13 protein-coding genes and 1 tRNA gene are annotated in these 18,213 nt (G+C 48.5%); all 14 read left to right on the top strand.

The window, feature by feature from the left end:
- Nucleotides 1–105 precede the first annotated feature (105 nt).
- The gene (locus tag C6Y40_RS15290) at nucleotides 106–1,101 is read left to right on the top strand and encodes an acyl-CoA dehydrogenase family protein (protein WP_105935323.1); all 996 of its coding nucleotides are present in this window, start codon (nucleotides 106–108) and stop codon (nucleotides 1,099–1,101) included.
- 175 nt (nucleotides 1,102–1,276) lie between these two features.
- Nucleotides 1,277–1,353: transfer RNA gene (locus tag C6Y40_RS15285), tRNA-Trp, on the top strand.
- A 254-nt stretch (nucleotides 1,354–1,607) separates the two neighbouring features.
- Nucleotides 1,608–1,985, top strand: a complete 378-nt coding sequence (gene secE, locus C6Y40_RS15280; protein ID WP_105935322.1) for a preprotein translocase subunit SecE — start codon at nucleotides 1,608–1,610, stop codon at nucleotides 1,983–1,985.
- A gap of 3 nt (nucleotides 1,986–1,988) precedes the next feature.
- Nucleotides 1,989–2,543, top strand: coding sequence for a transcription termination/antitermination protein NusG (gene nusG / locus C6Y40_RS15275; protein ID WP_105935321.1), 555 nt, complete (start codon nucleotides 1,989–1,991; stop codon nucleotides 2,541–2,543).
- 212 nt (nucleotides 2,544–2,755) lie between these two features.
- Entirely contained in the window at nucleotides 2,756–3,184 is a 429-nt protein-coding gene (rplK, locus tag C6Y40_RS15270; RefSeq protein WP_073316563.1) for a 50S ribosomal protein L11, read from the top strand.
- Between the two features lie 4 nt (nucleotides 3,185–3,188).
- Entirely contained in the window at nucleotides 3,189–3,884 is a 696-nt protein-coding gene (gene rplA / locus C6Y40_RS15265) for a 50S ribosomal protein L1 (RefSeq protein ID WP_105935320.1), read from the top strand.
- Between the two features lie 298 nt (nucleotides 3,885–4,182).
- Nucleotides 4,183–4,701: a 50S ribosomal protein L10 gene (rplJ, locus tag C6Y40_RS15260; protein ID WP_105935319.1), complete on the top strand. Its 519-nt coding sequence runs from the start codon at nucleotides 4,183–4,185 to the stop codon at nucleotides 4,699–4,701.
- Nucleotides 4,702–4,758: 57 nt separating this feature from the next.
- A complete protein-coding gene (gene rplL, locus C6Y40_RS15255; protein WP_105935318.1) occupies nucleotides 4,759–5,136 on the top strand; it encodes a 50S ribosomal protein L7/L12 in 378 nt (125 codons plus the stop codon).
- Nucleotides 5,137–5,419: 283 nt separating this feature from the next.
- The gene (rpoB, locus tag C6Y40_RS15250; protein ID WP_105935317.1) at nucleotides 5,420–9,448 is read left to right on the top strand and encodes a DNA-directed RNA polymerase subunit beta; all 4,029 of its coding nucleotides are present in this window, start codon (nucleotides 5,420–5,422) and stop codon (nucleotides 9,446–9,448) included.
- 80 nt (nucleotides 9,449–9,528) lie between these two features.
- Nucleotides 9,529–13,710, top strand: a complete 4,182-nt coding sequence (rpoC, locus tag C6Y40_RS15245) for a DNA-directed RNA polymerase subunit beta' (protein ID WP_105935316.1) — start codon at nucleotides 9,529–9,531, stop codon at nucleotides 13,708–13,710.
- A gap of 305 nt (nucleotides 13,711–14,015) precedes the next feature.
- Nucleotides 14,016–14,390, top strand: a complete 375-nt coding sequence (gene rpsL / locus C6Y40_RS15240) for a 30S ribosomal protein S12 (RefSeq protein ID WP_071980814.1) — start codon at nucleotides 14,016–14,018, stop codon at nucleotides 14,388–14,390.
- 74 nt (nucleotides 14,391–14,464) lie between these two features.
- Entirely contained in the window at nucleotides 14,465–14,935 is a 471-nt protein-coding gene (gene rpsG / locus C6Y40_RS15235) for a 30S ribosomal protein S7 (protein WP_070178456.1), read from the top strand.
- 24 nt (nucleotides 14,936–14,959) lie between these two features.
- A complete protein-coding gene (gene fusA / locus C6Y40_RS15230; RefSeq protein WP_105935315.1) occupies nucleotides 14,960–17,056 on the top strand; it encodes an elongation factor G in 2,097 nt (698 codons plus the stop codon).
- 63 nt (nucleotides 17,057–17,119) lie between these two features.
- Nucleotides 17,120–18,213 (top strand): elongation factor Tu (tuf, locus tag C6Y40_RS15225; protein WP_105933368.1); only part of this gene is annotated, 1,094 nt, incomplete at its 3' end.

Genomic DNA, 18,213 nt, shown 5'->3' with positions numbered 1-18,213 from the left:
GAGGGGCGTTTTAATTATCGGTGATTACGGCGCAAGGAGGTTTCATGATTTTCCCCTGAGCCTTTATAATGGCGGAAAATAAATCGCCGAAACAATTACACTTCTATGCCTTTATCAGCGCTACCTGAAATCGTCGAAGACCGTCAACTGTCTGTCACAACCCTTAACTGGATAGATGACCATAATTTGTGGAATTTATGGGTGCCAAGGGACTTCGGCGGGCTTGAGGCAGAACTGCTCGACGGCCTCAGAACCTTGCAATCCTTAGCAAGAACAGACGGCAGTCTGGGCTGGACAGTCACTCTGTGCGCAGGGGCTAATTACTTTATTGGGAACTTAAAACCAGAGTTTGCCGCTGAACTGTTTATAGGTAATCGCGTTATTCTGGGTGGCAGCGGCGGATTATTTGGTGATGCCTGTAAAACGGCATCAGGCTATCGTCTGAATGGGCAGTGGCGATATGCCACGGGAGCTCCCTACTTAACCCACTTTACGCTAAACGCCCGCTTGCTGGATAATGGTAAGGTGCTCAATGATCAACAGGGGGAGCCGAAATTTTCTTCCTTTGTGGTGCCGGCAGAACAAGTGGACGTGACATACGACTGGCAAACCATGGGGCTGGTCGCAACCGCCACCCATAGTTTTACGGTGCAGGATGTGGACGTAACCGAGCGTCAGGGTTTCCATTATGAAACAGTCTTTTTGCCTCAGGCCATTTACCAGCTTAACTTTAGCGTGTTTGCCGACCTTACCCTGTGGGTAAATTACATTGGTATGGCAGAGCATTTTCTGGCACTGAGCAGTGATTTCGTGTCGTCCAGCCACTTGCGACCATTGCAGGAAACTCTTACCCATGCCAATCAAATGGTGGAAACTCTGGCGACAGAGTGCTTACAAGTTGTCAGTGAAAAGGTGACTTTCACTGAGCTGCTGGTCACTAAAGTGCATCGGGAGGCGAGCATGTCGGTTGCGCATATTTCTCAGGCCATTACGGCAATTTATCCTTACACTGGCATCAAAGGCGCTAGTCAAAACTCCGCGATTAACCGGGTGTTCCGTGATTATTTCACGGCTACACAGCATCATATTTTTACTGCCTGAGTGGATGCCTGTAAGGGCAAACAAAGCGCTTGTATCTGCGAGTGTGTTGAGTATAATACGCGTCCCTCCCTTGCGAAGCCGCACTTTTTCTCTAAAAGACGTCATAACTTCACAAGGTGAGTGTAAGTAAAATCAGCCGATAAGCTGATTGTTAGTCTTCGAATAAGAAGAGTATAGGGGTGTAGTTCGAATTGGTAGAACAGCGGTCTCCAAAACCGATGGTTGGGGGTTCGAGTCCCTCCACCCCTGCCAAATTTTTAAAGTTGTAATGTGCGGGATGGATTGATTCCAAAAGTGCAGTCGGAGAGCAAAACGGTGGAGGGTGAGAACCGCCATCGGGGTTTGACAAATCGTCGGGAACGATTTGTACCGCTCTTGCGCCGCTTGCGGTCAGATACAGGATGTATCTGAGGAAATCCCTCCACCCCTGCCAGATTAATCTGGTTGCGCGTGTGATTTTTTTCACTGCGGGCAACTGAAATATGCCGTATTGCTAGGGTCGTGAAATGAGCGAAAAAACGGAAAATGCATCCAATCCAATGGACTTACTAAAGTGGCTAATCGTGTTTGCCTTACTGGCAGGTGTGATTACAGCCAACTATGTGTATGGTGAGTTGTCAGTACTATATCGCGCCATTGGCGCCGTAGCCGGTGTGGCGATTGCAGGCTTTATTGCCGCAACTACTGCTAAAGGCAGCGCATTTCTGACATTTGCTAAAGATTCACGCATGGAAGTACGCAAAGTAGTATGGCCATCGCGTCAGGAATTGAACCAAACAACCCTTATCGTGCTTGCCGCGACAGTTATTGCTGCACTTATTCTGTGGGGCCTTGATGGGATTCTGGTTTGGGTAGTTGGATTTATTACTGGTATTGGAGCATAAGTCATGACTGAAGAAGAAAACAAACCAAAGAAACGTTGGTACGTTGTACAAGCTTATTCTCAGTACGAGTCACGTGTTAAGAAGACCCTGCTTGAATACATCAAAATGCACGGCATGGAAGACTACTTTGGTCAGGTGTTAGTACCGACCGAAGAAGTGGTAGAAATGCGTGCTGGCCAGAAGCGTAAATCTGAGCGTAAATTTTACCCGGGTTACGTACTGGTTGAGATGGAAATGAACGAAGACTCATGGCACTTGGTTAAAAGTGTGCCACGCGTATTAGGTTTCATTGGCGGTACATCAGATCGCCCTATGCCGATTTCTCAGCGTGAAGCCGATGCCATTCTTAACCGTCTGGAAGAGTCTGTTGATAAGCCGAAGCCGAAAACACTGTTCGAGCCAGGCGAAGTAGTACGCGTTATCGATGGCCCATTTGCCGATTTCAACGGTGTGGTAGAAGAAGTCGACTACGAAAAGAGCCGCGTAAAAGTGTCGGTACTTATCTTTGGTCGTTCTACACCGGTCGATCTGGAATTCAGCCAGGTCGAGAAAGGTTAAATACCCGCAATATCCTTTCAAAGCCTTATCGCCAGATGGCGATAAGGCTTTTTGCTTTATATAAGCAATACGAAAAGTAATTTGTATAAGTGGTTGCATCAGGCTATTTGTTAGCCTATAATTCGCGCCCCTTTTATTGGAACCGGGGAGCCGATTGAGCAGATAATCTCGATATCTGCGAGGCGTCAGACCCACTAACGAGAGCATTTAAAATGGCTAAAAAAGTAACAGGCTTAATTAAGCTACAGGTTGCAGCCGGTGCTGCTAACCCGTCACCACCAGTTGGTCCAGCACTTGGTCAACATGGTGTAAACATCATGGAATTCTGTAAGGCTTTCAACGCAAAAACTGAAAGTCTTGAGAAAGGCGCTCCAGTACCAGTAGAAATTACTGTATACGAAGACCGCTCTTTCACATTCGAAACCAAAACGCCTCCTGCTTCTTACCTGCTGAAAAAAGCGGCTGGTATCAAGAGCGGTTCTGGCCGTCCTAACACTGAAAAAGTGGGTACTGTTACCCGTGCTCAACTGGAAGAAATTGCCAAGACTAAAGAGCCGGATCTGACAGCTGCTGACCTGGACGCTGCAGTACGTACAATTGCGGGTTCTGCTCGCTCAATGGGCTTGAAGGTAGAGGGTTAATCGAATGGCTAAATTAACTAAACGCGCACGTTTAATCCGTGACAAGGTTGATGCAACCAAAGAGTACGATATTGCTGAAGCAGTTGCGCTGTTAAAAGAACTGGCTACTGCCAACTTTGCAGAAAGCGTAGACGTTGCTATTAATCTGGGTATCGACGCTAAGAAATCTGACCAAAACGTTCGCGGTGCAACTGTACTGCCAAACGGAACTGGTAAAGAGGTTCGCGTTGCAGTATTTACTCAGGGTGCAAACGCTGAAGCGGCTAAAGAAGCCGGTGCTGACATCGTTGGCATGGATGACCTGGCTGACCAGGTTAAGAAAGGCGAAATGAACTTTGACGTAGTAGTGGCCAGCCCTGACGCAATGCGCGTTGTTGGTCAGTTAGGTCAAATCTTAGGTCCACGTGGCCTGATGCCTAACCCTAAGACTGGTACTGTAACGCCAGACGTTGCTACTGCTGTTAAAAACGCTAAAGCTGGTCAGGTTCGCTACCGTAACGATAAGAACGGTATCATCCACGCCAGCATTGGTAAGATTGCTTTTGAAGCAAATCAAATCCAGGAAAACTTAGAAGCATTACTGGAAGCTCTGAAGAAAGCTAAGCCTTCTTCTGCTAAAGGTACTTACATCAAGAAAGTTAGTCTGAGCACCACTATGGGCGCCGGCGTTTCTGTTGATAAGGCGACCGTAGGTCAGTAATGCCCCTTGCTGGTTACTTTAACCGGCATTCTCTTCGGTTTTGGGTTGGAGCCATTATATCGCTAAGCGAATACTGGCTCCCGTCCTAGACCGCAGGCGTGACGCAGTAAAAGAGGTAAGAGAACTTTTACGTTAATGCGTTACTTAATCAACCAGCCTGCGCAGACGGTGGTTTGAACTCAGACTCTCTGGGGTAAGAAACACCGTAGAGCGGTGGCTTCAATTGGTGAAGTCATCAATCTGTGAACCCTGATTAGGTAGTTGCTTTTACTTAATCAGATTTTAAGAGGTGAACTCAGTGGCACTAGGTTTAGCAGCAAAAAAAGAGATCGTAGCAGAGGTTTCCGAAGTTGCATCTCGCGCTCTATCCGTAGCCGTTGCTGAATACCGTGGGATGGAAGTTGCAGATCTGACTGACCTGCGCGTTAAAGCCCGTGAGCAAGGCGTATACCTGAAGGTTGTACGTAATACTCTGGCAAAACGTGCGTTAGCAGATAGCAAATTTTCAGATTTAGAAAGCGCCTTAACTGGCCCGCTTATCTATGGTTTCTCTATCGATGCACCTGGCGGTGCAGCACGTCTTTTCAAAGACTTCGGTAAAACCAACGACAAGCTGAAAGTTACTGCACTTTCAATTGGTAGTGGTCTGCTTGGTCCAGAAAAACTGGATGCAGTGGCGTCTCTGCCTACCCGCGACGAAGCGCTTGCAAAACTACTTGCAACCTTCAAAGCACCAGCCGAGAAATTCGTTCGTACTATCAACGAAGTTCCTGGCAAGTTTGTGCGCGTATTGGCGGCGGTCAAAGACACCAAGTAATTGGCGTTTTTGGCATATTGATTTTTTTAACATTTTAATCCCAGGAGTTTAGAGAAAATGGCTCTAACTAAAGAAGATATCTTAAACGCGATCGCTGAAATGCCAGTAATGGAACTGGTTGAACTGATCGAAGCAGCTGAAGAAAAATTCAACGTATCTGCTGCTGCAGCTGTTGCTGTTGCAGGTCCAGCTGCTGGCGGTGACGCTGCTGCTGCAGAAGAGAAAACTGAATTTGACGTTGTAATGACTTCATTCGGTGGCAACAAAGTTGCAGTAATCAAAGCAGTTCGCGGCGCGACTGGCTTAGGTCTGAAAGAAGCGAAAGAAGTAGTTGAATCTGCTCCTAAAGCTATCAAAGAAGGCGTAAGCAAAGAAGAAGCTGAAGCACTGAAGAAAGAGCTTGAAGAAGCTGGTGCAGAAGTTGAAATCAAGTAATCTGCACTAGCAGATTGCTTGCCAGAAATGGCACAGGCTGGTGGTTTTTTTGACCACCAGCCTTTTTGCGCTGTAGGGTGTACGGTTTATTACCCTTGTCTGTACACATCATGCGCCACCACCGAGAATAATTTATTTAGCAATAAACCAACAAGTTAACTAAAAATTGGCTAATTTTTGTTGTATGCTATCTGATTGTTCCCTGTGAAAGGGTACTGGAAGTTTGTTGTCGACGTGTATTACGGCAACAGGTTGGGTCTAAAATCAGCAGGCTGAGGAACCCATGGTTTACTCTTATAGCGAAAAGAAACGTATCCGTAAGGATTTTGGCAAACGCCCACAGGTATTGGAAATTCCATACCTTCTTTCAATCCAGCTAGATTCTTTCAAGAAATTTATTGATATCGATGTAGATGGTCAATATGGTTTGGAAGCAGCATTCCGCTCTGTGTTTCCAATTAAAAGTTACTCTGGCAATTCAGAATTACAATATGTAAGTTATCGCCTTGGCGAGCCGGTATTTGACGTTAAAGAATGTCAAATCCGAGGCGTAACCTTCTCCGCGCCGTTAAGAGTGAAACTGCGCCTGGTATTATTCGATAAAGAAGCAGCACCTGGTACTGTAAAAGACATTAAAGAACAAGAAGTGTACATGGGTGAGATCCCGTTAATGACAGAGAACGGTACGTTCGTCATTAATGGTACCGAGCGTGTTATCGTTTCTCAGCTGCACCGTTCTCCTGGCGTGTTCTATGATCACGACAAAGGTAAAACGCACTCTTCAGGTAAAGTTCTCTACAACGCACGCGTAATTCCTTACCGTGGTTCGTGGTTAGACTTCGAGTTTGACCCGAAAGATAACCTGTTTGTGCGTATCGACCGTCGCCGTAAGCTGCCTGCAACCATTATCTTACGCGCACTGGAAATGACCACGGAAGAGATCCTTGATACCTTCTTCGACAAAATCCAGGTGCGAATTGCTGATAACAAGATGCTGATGGAAGTCGTTCCTGATCGCCTGCGCGGTGAAACGGCTCAATTCGACATCCTTGATGGCGAAGGCAATGTGTTGGTTGAAACCGGCCGTCGTATCTCTGCCCGTCACACCCGTGCTTTAGAAAAAGCCGGTGTAACTGAGCTGGAAGTACCGGTTGAGTATCTGGCTGGCCGTGTGTATGGCGAGACTTACATTAACGAAGACACTGGTGAAGTGCTGGTTAATGCTAACGACGAAGTGACCCTGGAATCGCTGGCTGCATTAAGCCAGGCGGGTATCAAAGAGTTCACCACGCTGTACATTAACGAACTGGATCACGGTTCATATATTTCTGATACGCTGCGTATCGACAGCTCAACAAATCGCCTGGAAGCACTGGTAGAAATCTACCGCATGATGCGTCCTGGTGAACCACCTACAAAAGACGCTGCTGAAACGCTGTTCGATAATCTGTTCTTCTCTGACGAACGTTACGATCTGTCTTCGGTTGGTCGTATGAAGTTCAACCGCCGTTTAGGTCGTGAGGAGCTGGTAGGTTCAGGTACTCTGGATAAGCAAGACATCATCGATGTAATGAAACAGCTTATCCTGATCCGTGACGGTAAAGACGAAGTGGACGATATCGACCACTTAGGTAACCGTCGTATCCGTTCTGTTGGCGAAATGGCCGAAAACCAGTTCCGCGTAGGTCTGGTTCGTGTTGAACGTGCTGTAAAAGAACGTCTGTCTCTGGGTGACCTGGACAACGTTATGCCACAGGATCTGATCAACGCTAAGCCTATCTCAGCAGCGGTTAAAGAATTCTTCGGTTCTTCACAGCTGTCTCAGTTTATGGACCAGAACAACCCGCTGTCAGAAGTAACGCATAAGCGTCGTATTTCTGCCTTAGGCCCGGGTGGTCTGACTCGTGAACGTGCAGGCTTTGAGGTTCGAGACGTACACCCGACGCACTACGGTCGTCTGTGTCCAATCGAAACTCCTGAAGGTCCGAACATCGGTCTGATTAACTCATTGGCGAGCTTTGCCCGTACCAATGACTTTGGTTTCCTTGAAACACCTTTCCGTCGCATCGTTGACGGTGTGGTAACCGATGAAATCGATTACTTATCAGCGATTGAAGAAGGTCAGTTCGCTATTGCTCAGGCAAACGTAGCACTGACTGAAAACATGGAACTGCTGGACGACCTGATCCCTTGTCGTCACCGCGGTGAAACCACTTTGATGCCAAAAGAAGACATCAAATATATGGACGTTTCACCACAGCAGATCGTATCTATTGCTGCCAGCATTATCCCGTTCCTGGAACACGATGATGCTAACCGTGCCTTGATGGGTGCCAACATGCAACGTCAGGCAGTACCTACACTGCGTGCTGATAAGCCGCTGGTTGGTACCGGTATGGAAAAAACCATCGCTGTTGACTCCGGTGTAACCGTAGTTGCCAAGCGTGGTGGTGTTATCGACTATGTTGACGCCAGCCGTATCGTGGTGAAGGTTGATGAAGATGAAATGTTTGCTGGTGAAGCCGGTATCGACATCTACAACCTGAACAAATACACCCGTTCTAACCAGAACACCTGTATTAATCAGCGTCCAACCTGTAGCGTCGGTGACCCGATTGTAGCAGGCGACGTACTGGCTGACGGTCCGTCAACGGACTTAGGTGATCTGGCCCTTGGTCAGAATATGCGTATCGCGTTCATGCCTTGGAACGGTTATAACTTCGAAGACTCGATCCTGATCTCTGAGCGTGTTGCGCAGGAAGACCGTTTTACAACGATCCACATTCAGGAACTGAGCTGTATCGCTCGTGACACCAAGTTGGGGCCAGAAGAAATTTCTTCTGATATTCCAAACGTCGGTGAGTCTGCGCTGAGCAAGCTGGATGAATCTGGTGTTGTATACATCGGTGCAGAAGTGAAGGGCGGTGACATTCTGGTAGGTAAAGTAACGCCTAAAGGCGAAACTCAGCTGACCCCAGAAGAAAAGCTACTCCGTGCTATCTTTGGTGAAAAAGCGTCTGACGTGAAAGATACCTCATTACGTGTACCAAACTCTGTACACGGTACGGTTATCGACGTTCAGGTATTTACCCGTGATGGCGTAGAAAAAGACAAGCGTGCCCTGGAAATTGAAGACATGCAGTTACGTCAGGTTAAGAAAGACCTGTCTGACGAATTCAATATCCTGGCCGACGGTATCTTCGCACGTGCAGCAAACCTGCTGCTCAAAGCAGGCGTAGACCAGGGTAAACTGGACAGCATGCCGCGTGAGAAATGGTTCGATATCCCACTGTCAGATGCTGATCTGCAGAGTGATTTAGACCAAATCGGTGCCCAGCACGACGAAATCAAAGCTGATTTCGATAAGAAATTTGAAGTTAAGCGTCGCAAGATCACTCAAGGCGATGACCTGGCACCAGGCGTACTGAAGATCGTTAAGGTCTACCTGGCTGTTAAACGTCACATCCAGCCTGGTGACAAGATGGCTGGTCGTCACGGTAACAAAGGTGTTATCTCTACCGTAATCCCGGTAGAAGATATGCCATACGATGAAAACGGTACGCCGGTAGACATCGTACTTAACCCACTGGGTGTACCGTCGCGGATGAACATCGGTCAGATCCTTGAAACGCACTTAGGTATGGCTGCGCACGGTCTGGGCGTGAAGATCGACCGTATGCTTAAAGAGCAAGAAGAAATGCAGAAACTGCGTGGCTTCCTGCAAGAGGTGTACGATTTGGGTGACAACCCGAAACAGGTCGATATCAGCACCTTTACCGACCACGAAGTACTGCGTTTAGCCGACAACCTGCGTAAGGGTGTACCGGTAGCAACACCAGTATTCGACGGCGCACGTGAAGCTGAAATCAAAGAGATGTTAAAACTGGCGGATATTCCAGAGAGCGGGCAAATTACCCTGTTTGATGGTCGTACGGGTCGTGAATTCGAACGTCCGGTTACCGTTGGTTACATGTACATGCTGAAACTGAACCACTTGGTTGACGACAAGATGCACGCGCGTTCAACCGGTTCTTACAGCCTGGTTACTCAGCAACCGCTGGGTGGTAAAGCACAATTCGGTGGTCAGCGCTTCGGTGAGATGGAAGTGTGGGCACTGGAAGCATACGGTGCCGCTTACACCCTGCAGGAAATGCTGACGGTTAAGTCGGATGACGTTAACGGCCGTACCAAAATGTACAAGAACATCGTTGATGGCGATCACAGAATGGAACCAGGTATGCCTGAGTCCTTCAACGTACTGCTTAAAGAAATCCGTTCACTCGGTATTAATATCGAGCTGGAAGAAAACTAAGCGGGCCGTTTGTTGCCATAATTGATTGAGTTGGCCCGGGTAACCGGGCCATAGAGACTGACTCCGCCGGGAGAGTATTTGTGAAAGACTTATTAAAGTTTCTAAAACAACAAAACAAGACTGAAGAATTCGATAATATTCGCATTGGTCTTGCCTCACCAGACATGATCCGTTCATGGTCTTTTGGTGAAGTTAAGAAACCTGAGACCATCAACTACCGTACGTTCAAGCCTGAGCGTGACGGTCTGTTTTGTGCGCGTATCTTTGGTCCCGTAAAAGACTATGAGTGTCTGTGCGGTAAGTACAAGCGCCTGAAGCACCGTGGTGTTATCTGTGAAAAGTGTGGCGTAGAAGTTACCCTGACTAAAGTTCGTCGTGAGCGTATGGGTCACATTGAACTGGCCAGCCCAGTTGCCCACATCTGGTTCCTGAAATCTCTGCCGTCTCGTATCGGTCTGATGCTGGATATGACTCTGCGTGATATCGAGCGTGTACTGTACTTCGAATCTTTCGTTGTTACAGAGCCAGGCATGACTACCCTTGAGCGCAGCCAACTGCTGAGCGAAGAAGAGTATCTGGATGCGTTAGAAGAGCACGGTGACGAGTTCGAAGCCAAGATGGGCGCCGAAGCCGTATTCGATCTGCTTAAGCACCTGGATGTTGATGCTGACGTTGCTGCAATGCGTGAAGAGCTGCCGTCAATCAACTCAGAAACCAAGCGTAAGAAGATCACCAAGCGTTTAAAACTGCTGGAATCATTCCAACAGTCTGGCAACAAGCCAGAGTGGATGATCATGACCGTGCTGCCAGTTCTGCCACCGGACTTACGTCCTCTGGTACCACTGGACGGCGGCCGTTTTGCAACGTCTGATCTGAACGATTTATACCGTCGTGTTATCAACCGTAACAACCGTCTGAAGCGTCTTCTTGACCTGGCGGCGCCTGACATCATCGTACGTAACGAAAAACGTATGCTGCAGGAAGCGGTAGATGCACTGCTGGATAACGGTCGTCGTGGCCGCGCTATCACTGGTTCTAACAAGCGTCCTCTGAAATCACTTGCCGATATGATTAAAGGTAAGCAGGGTCGTTTCCGTCAGAACCTGTTGGGTAAGCGTGTTGACTACTCAGGCCGTTCTGTAATTACCGTTGGCCCTACACTGCGTCTGCACCAGTGTGGTCTGCCTAAGAAAATGGCACTTGAGCTGTTCAAGCCATTTATCTACGGCAAATTAGAAGGTCGTGGTTTAGCCACTACCATTAAAGCGGCTAAGAAGCTGGTAGAGCGCGAAGCACCGGAAGTATGGGACGTTCTGGATGAAGTTATCCGCGAACACCCGGTACTGCTGAACCGTGCACCAACGCTTCACCGTCTGGGTATCCAGGCGTTTGAACCGACCCTTATCGAAGGTAAAGCGATCCAATTACACCCACTGGTGTGTGCGGCCTATAACGCTGACTTCGACGGTGACCAAATGGCGGTACACGTACCACTGACCATTGAAGCCCAGTTAGAAGCCCGCTCGCTGATGATGTCGACCAATAACATTCTGTCGCCAGCGAACGGTGAGCCAATCATCGTACCTTCACAGGACGTTGTATTGGGTCTGTATTACCTGACCCGTGACAAAGTTAACGGTCAGGGCGAAGGCATGGTATTTACCAGCCCGCACGAAGCAGAAAAAGCCTACCGTACCGGTAATGCGGAACTGCACTCGCGCGTTAAGGTTCGTATCACTGAATACGACGTAGCGGAAGATGGCGCCAAAACTGAGAAAGTGACCCTGACCGATACCACGGTTGGTCGTGCGATTTTCTCTCTGATCCTGCCAAAAGGTCTGCCTTTTGAGCTGATCAACCAGGCAATGGGTAAAAAGCAAATCTCTGGTCTGCTTAACGCCTGTTATCGTCGTCTGGGTCTGAAAGACACCGTTATTGCGGCTGACCAAATCATGTATACCGGTTTCCACTATGCGATGATCGCGGGTGCGTCTGTTGGTATCGACGATATGGTTATCCCGGATGCCAAGAAAGAAATTATCGACGCTGCTGAAGCGGAAGTTATCGAGATCCAGGAACAGTTCCAAAGCGGTCTTGTAACAGCCGGTGAGCGCTACAACAAAGTTATCGATATCTGGTCAAATGCCAACGAAAAAGTTGCCAAGGCCATGATGGATAACCTGAAAACCGACGTAGTGCTTAACAAAGACGGCGAAGAAGAAGAGCAAGCCTCATTTAACTCTGTTTACATGATGGCCGACTCCGGTGCTCGTGGTAGTGCGGCACAGATTCGTCAGTTGGCGGGTATGCGTGGTTTGATGGCTAAGCCGGATGGCTCAATCATCGAAACGCCAATCACGGCTAACTTCCGTGAAGGTCTGAACGTACTACAGTACTTCATCTCAACTCACGGTGCTCGAAAAGGTCTTGCCGATACTGCACTTAAGACAGCCAACTCGGGTTACCTGACTCGTCGTCTGGTTGACGTAGCCCAGGATCTGGTTATCACTAACTCAGACTGTGGCACGTACGAAGGTGTACTGATGACGCCACTGATTGAAGGTGGTGACGTTGTTGAGCCTCTGCGTGAACGAGTGCTTGGTCGTGTGGTAGCAGAAGATGTTTACATTCCGGGTACTGAAGAAGTCCTGCTTGAGCGTAACACGCTGCTGGACGAAGCATTAGTTGACTTACTTGAAGCTAACTCTGTTGACCAGGTAAAAGTACGTTCTGTAATCACTTGTGACAATGACTTCGGTGTCTGTGCAAACTGTTACGGTCGTGACCTGGCTCGCGGTCATATGGTTGGTAAAGGTGAGTCTGTTGGTGTTATCGCTGCTCAGTCAATCGGTGAGCCGGGTACACAGCTGACCATGCGTACCTTCCACATTGGTGGTGCGGCATCGCGAGCGTCTGCAGAAAACAGCGTACAGGTCAAAACGGCCGGTAACCTTAAACTGCACAATGCTAAGTACGTACGTAACACCGACGGCAAACTTGTTATCGTGTCACGTTCAACCGAACTGACCATGACCGACGAGCAAGGCCGTGAGAAAGAACGTTATAAAGTACCTTACGGTGCAACCTTAACCGTTGATGACGGTGCGGCAGTACAGGCTGGCGACGTAGTGGCTAACTGGGATCCGCATAGTCACCCAATCATCGTTGAGCGTGCATCGAAGATCTCATTTGCTGATATCGATGACTCAAACACCGAGATGCAGCAGGATGAACTGACCGGTCTGACCCGTGTGGTGGTAAAAGACCTGTCTAAGGTTAACGCAAAAGAGCCTAAGCTGATTCTGGAGAGCGACGAGTTCGGTCTGCAAGAAATCCGCCTGCCAAGCTTCACCACCATCGAAGCGGCTGACGGTAAAATGGCTAACGAAGGTGACGTGCTGGCACGTATTCCTCAGGAAAGCTCGAAAACACGTGACATCACCGGTGGTCTGCCACGGGTTGCTGACTTGTTCGAAGCGCGTAAGCCGAAAGAACCAGCTATCCTGGCGGAAGTATCAGGCTCCATTGGTTTCGGTAAAGAAACCAAAGGTAAGAAACGTCTGGTTATCACACCGAAAGATGGCGACCCATACGAGGAGATGATTCCGAAGTGGCGTCAGCTTAACGTGTTCGAAGGTGAAAACGTTGAAAAAGGCGAAGTTATCGCTGACGGTCCTGAGTCACCACATGACATCTTACGTCTGCGTGGCGTGAGCGCGGTATCTAACTACATCGTGAACGAAGTTCAGGAAGTTTACCGTCTGCAGGGGGTAAAAATTAACGATAAGCACATCGAGGTTGTTATCCGCCAGATGCTGCGTAAGTGTGTGATCACTGCTCCGGGCGATACACAATTCCTGGAAGGCGAGCAGGTTGAAGTGGCTGCGGTTAAGATCGCAAACCGTGAAATGGAAAAACAAGGCAAACTGCCTGCGCTGTATGAAATCCAGTTACTGGGTATCACCAAAGCGTCGCTGTCTACAGAGTCTTTCATCTCTGCAGCATCGTTCCAGGAAACAACCCGCGTACTGACCGAAGCAGCGGTTCAGGGCAAAGAAGACGATTTACGTGGTCTGAAAGAAAACGTCATCGTTGGCCGTCTGATCCCAGCCGGTACCGGTTTCGCTTATCACGAAAAACGTGCGCAGCGTCGCCATGAAGAAATCGCTGAACTGTCAGTGTCTGCTGCTGAAGCAGAACAAGCACTGACCGAAGCGTTAAACGCTGAAGTATCATCTGACGAGTCATCATCAGACGAATAAGCGCTTAAGCAAGAGATTGGGGCACTACCGCAAGGTAGTGCCCCATTTTGTCATCTGTACAGGCTAAATACCGGTTTATTCTGTGGTTAACCTTTGTACATCTTGACAGCACAGGTATTGATCTTTAATATTCCGCGACCCAAAAATGGTAGCAGGCTTTTAAGCCGCCCAGGCAGGGCACGGTTTTTAGATTCAAAGTCATCAGGATCGTAACGAGCATACGGTCTGACAACGATGTGAAAGTCGTAAATAATCGACCCGGACAAAGGCCCGGGTTTTTGTAGTTTTTAATCAGGAGCTAGTTAATGGCAACAGTTAACCAGTTAGTGCGCAAGCCACGCAGAAAGCCCGTTGAGAAAAGCAACGTTGCTGCCCTGCAAGCTTGTCCGCAAAGACGTGGTGTATGTACTCGTGTATATACTACTACGCCTAAGAAACCAAACTCAGCACTACGTAAAGTATGTCGTGTGCGTTTAACCAACGGTTTTGAAGTTTCTTCATACATCGGTGGTGAAGGCCACAACCTGCAGGAGCACAGTGTTGTTCTTATTCGTGGCGGTCGTGTAAAAGATCTGCCAGGTGTTCGTTATCACACTGTTCGCGGTACTCTTGACTGCGCCGGCGTAAACGATCGTAAACAGGCCCGTTCTAAGTACGGCGCCAAGCGGCCCAAGTCTTAACGGTTCTCCGTTAGTAAGGCCAAACTGAATTAATTGAGTTTTGGGTTATCCCTGAATTCCACGGAGAATAAAAGATGCCAAGAAGAAGAGTCGTAGGTCAACGTAAAATCCTACCAGAACCAAAATTTGGTTCACAGCTGCTTGCTAAGTTCATGAATGTCGTAATGCTCGACGGCAAGAAATCGATTGCAGAAAAAATCGTTTACGGTGCGCTTGATATTGTTGCTGAAAAAACCGGCAAAGCACACTTAGATGTATTCGAAGAAGCTCTGGACAACATTCGTCCTACTGTAGAGGTTAAGTCTCGCCGCGTTGGTGGTTCAACTTACCAGGTTCCAGTAGAAGTTCGTCCTGTTCGTCGTAATGCACTGGGTATGCGTTGGATGGTAGAAGCGGCACGTAAACGTGGCGAAAAGTCAATGGCTCAACGCCTTGCAGCCGAAATGTTAGATGCAGCTGACAACAAAGGTTCAGCGGTTAAGAAACGTGAAGACGTTCACCGTATGGCCGAAGCGAACAAAGCGTTCGCACACTATCGTTGGTAATCAACGTTTAACTGAGAGAGATGTATGTCGCGTAAGACCCCAATTGATCGCTATCGGAATATAGGCATTGTTGCGCATGTTGATGCGGGTAAAACCACAACAACCGAGCGCGTGCTGTTCTATACCGGGTTATCGCATAAAATTGGTGAAGTGCATGATGGTGCAGCAACCATGGACTGGATGGAACAGGAACAAGAGCGTGGAATTACTATTACTTCCGCAGCGACTACCTGTTTCTGGGCCGGGATGCAGCAACAGTTTGATCAGCATCGCATCAATATTATCGACACCCCCGGACACGTTGACTTTACCATTGAGGTAGAGCGTTCATTACGTGTTCTGGACGGCGCGGTAGTTGTATTTTGTGGGTCTTCCGGGGTTGAGCCTCAATCAGAAACCGTTTGGCGACAAGCGGATAAATATCACGTTCCGCGCATGGTCTTCGTTAATAAGATGGACCGTGCCGGGGCGGATTTTGAGCGGGTTGTTGGTCAGATCCGTAAGCGTTTGGGCGCTAACTGCGTGCCAATTCAGCTTAATATCGGTGCTGAGGAAGAGTTCAGCGGCGTGATTGACCTGATTAAAATGAAATCCATTAACTGGAATGCAGAAGATAAAGGCATGACCTTTACTTACGAAGACATTCCGGCTGATCTGTTGGACAAAGCAGAGCAATACCGCAGTGAGATGATCGAAGCGGCTGCCGAAGCGACCGACGAGTTAATGGACAAGTATTTAGAAGGCGGAGAACTGACTGAAGATGAAATTCACGAAGGTCTGCGCATTCGTACGCTAAACAATGAAATTGTGTTAGCAACCTGTGGTAGTGCATTTAAAAACAAAGGCGTTCAGGCAGTACTTGATGCTGTGGTTCGCTACTTACCAGCACCTATCGATGTGCCGGCCATCAAAGGTATTTTACCTGATGAGAGCGAAGGCGAGCGTCATGCTGACGATGATGAGCCGTTCTCGGCGCTGGCGTTTAAGATTGCCACTGACCCATTCGTGGGTACTTTAACGTTCTTCCGCTGTTACTCTGGTGTGGTAAACACCGGCGATACCGTGTTTAACCCGGTTAAAGGTAAGCGGGAACGCTTTGGTCGTATTGTGCAGATGCACTCGAAAGACCGTGAAGAATTAAAAGAAGTACGCGCGGGTGACATCGCGGCCGCTATCGGCATGAAAGATGTTACTACCGGCGATACGCTGTGCGATCCAAACAACGTGATCACACTGGAACGAATGGAATTCCCTGACCCGGTTATTTCGATTGCGGTAGAGCCAAAATCAACCGCCGATCAGGAGAAAATGGGTATTGCCCTGAGTAAGCTGGCTGCTGAAGATCCGTCGTTCCGCGTTAAAACCGACGATGAGACCGGACAAACCATCATTTCCGGCATGGGTGAGCTACACTTGGATATCATTGTCGACCGCATGAAGCGGGAGTTTAAAGTTGAATGTAACGTTGGTAACCCACAAGTGGCTTACCGCGAGACTATCCGCAAGCAAGTGGAAGTCGAAGGCAAGTTTGTCCGTCAGTCGGGCGGTCGCGGCCAGTTTGGTCACGTCTGGCTGCGCATAGAGCCGAATGAAGAAGGCGCTGGGTACGAGTTCGTGAACGAGATTGTTGGCGGCGTTATCCCTAAAGAGTTTATTCCTTCGGTGGACAAAGGCATTCAGGAGCAAATGCAAAATGGTGTGCTGGCAGGTTACCCGGTTCTCGATGTAAAGGTAACTTTGTTCGACGGTTCTTACCATGATGTTGACTCTTCTGAAATGGCGTTTAAGATCGCCGGTTCAATGGGCTTTAAGAAAGGGGCCGCTGAGGCGAACCCGGTATTGCTTGAGCCCACAATGAACGTTGAAGTAACCACTCCGGAAGACTGGATGGGTGATGTCGTTGGCGACCTGAATCGCCGCCGTGGTATGATTGAAGGTATGGAAGACGGTGTGGCCGGTATAAAAATTGTACGGGCAAAGGTGCCACTTTCCGAGATGTTCGGTTATGCTACTGACCTGCGTTCTGCTACGCAGGGGCGCGCCTCCTATTCAATGGAGTTCTTCAACTATGCTGAAGCGCCTAATAACGTGGCGAAAGCAATCATTGAATCACGAAGCTAATAAATTTGAAGGTTCGGTCCGGTCTGCTATTGGAGCGGACTTTTAACTTAGGAAACGAGAAAAATGGCAAAAGAAAAGTTTGAACGGTCGAAACCCCATGTAAACGTGGGTACTATCGGCCACGTTGACCACGGTAAAACCACTCTGACTGCAGCAATCACTACCGTATTGTCTAAGACTTACGGCGGTTCTGCTCAAGCGTTCGATCAAATCGATAACGCGCCAGAAGAAAAAGCACGTGGTATCACCATCTCTACTTCACACGTAGAGTATGACACTCCTACTCGTCACTACGCACACGTAGACTGCCCAGGACACGCTGACTATGTTAAAAACATGATCACCGGTGCTGCACAGATGGACGGTGGTATTCTGGTAGTTGCTGCGACTGATGGTCCTATGCCTCAGACTCGTGAGCACATCCTGCTTGGTCGTCAGGTTGGTATCCCTTACATCATCGTATTCATGAACAAATGTGACATGGTAGATGACGAAGAGCTGCTTGAGCTGGTAGAAATGGAAGTTCGTGAACTGTTATCAGAGTACGATTTCCCAGGTGATGACCTGCCAGTAATCCAGGGTTCTGCACTGAAAGCCCTTGAAGGCGACGCAGAATGGGAAAAGAAAATCATCGAGCTGGGCGAAGCTTTAGACAGCTACATCCCAGAGCCAGAGCGTGACATCGATAAGCCGTTCATCCTGCCAATCGAAGACGTATTCTCAATCTCAGGCCGTGGTACTGTTGTAACTGGTCGTGTTGAGCAAGGTATCGTTAAAGTAGGTGAAGAAGTAGAAATCGTTGGTATCAAAGATACTACCAAGACGACTTGTACTGGTGTTGAAATGTTCCGTAAGCTGCTTGACGAAGGTCGTGCAGGTGAGAACGTTGGTGTTCTGTTACGTGGTACTAAGCGTGATGACGTAGAGCGTGGACAAGTACTGGCTAAGCCTGGTTCAATCACTCCACACACCAAGTTTGAAGCGGAAGTATACGTACTGTCTAAAGATGAAGGCGGTCGTCACACTCCATTCTTCAAAGGTTACCGTCCACAGTTCTACTTCCGTACAACTGACGTAACCGGTGCCGTTCAACTGCCAGAAGGCGTTGAAATGGTAATGCCTGGCGACAACCTGAAGTTCGAAGTAGAACTGATTGC

The organism is Marisediminitalea alba, assembly GCF_002993365.1.
Lineage (GTDB): Bacteria > Pseudomonadota > Gammaproteobacteria > Enterobacterales > Alteromonadaceae > Alteromonas > Alteromonas alba.
The sequence above is the reverse complement of the archived record's forward strand: the minus strand, read 5'-3'. Positions and strand labels throughout refer to the sequence as shown.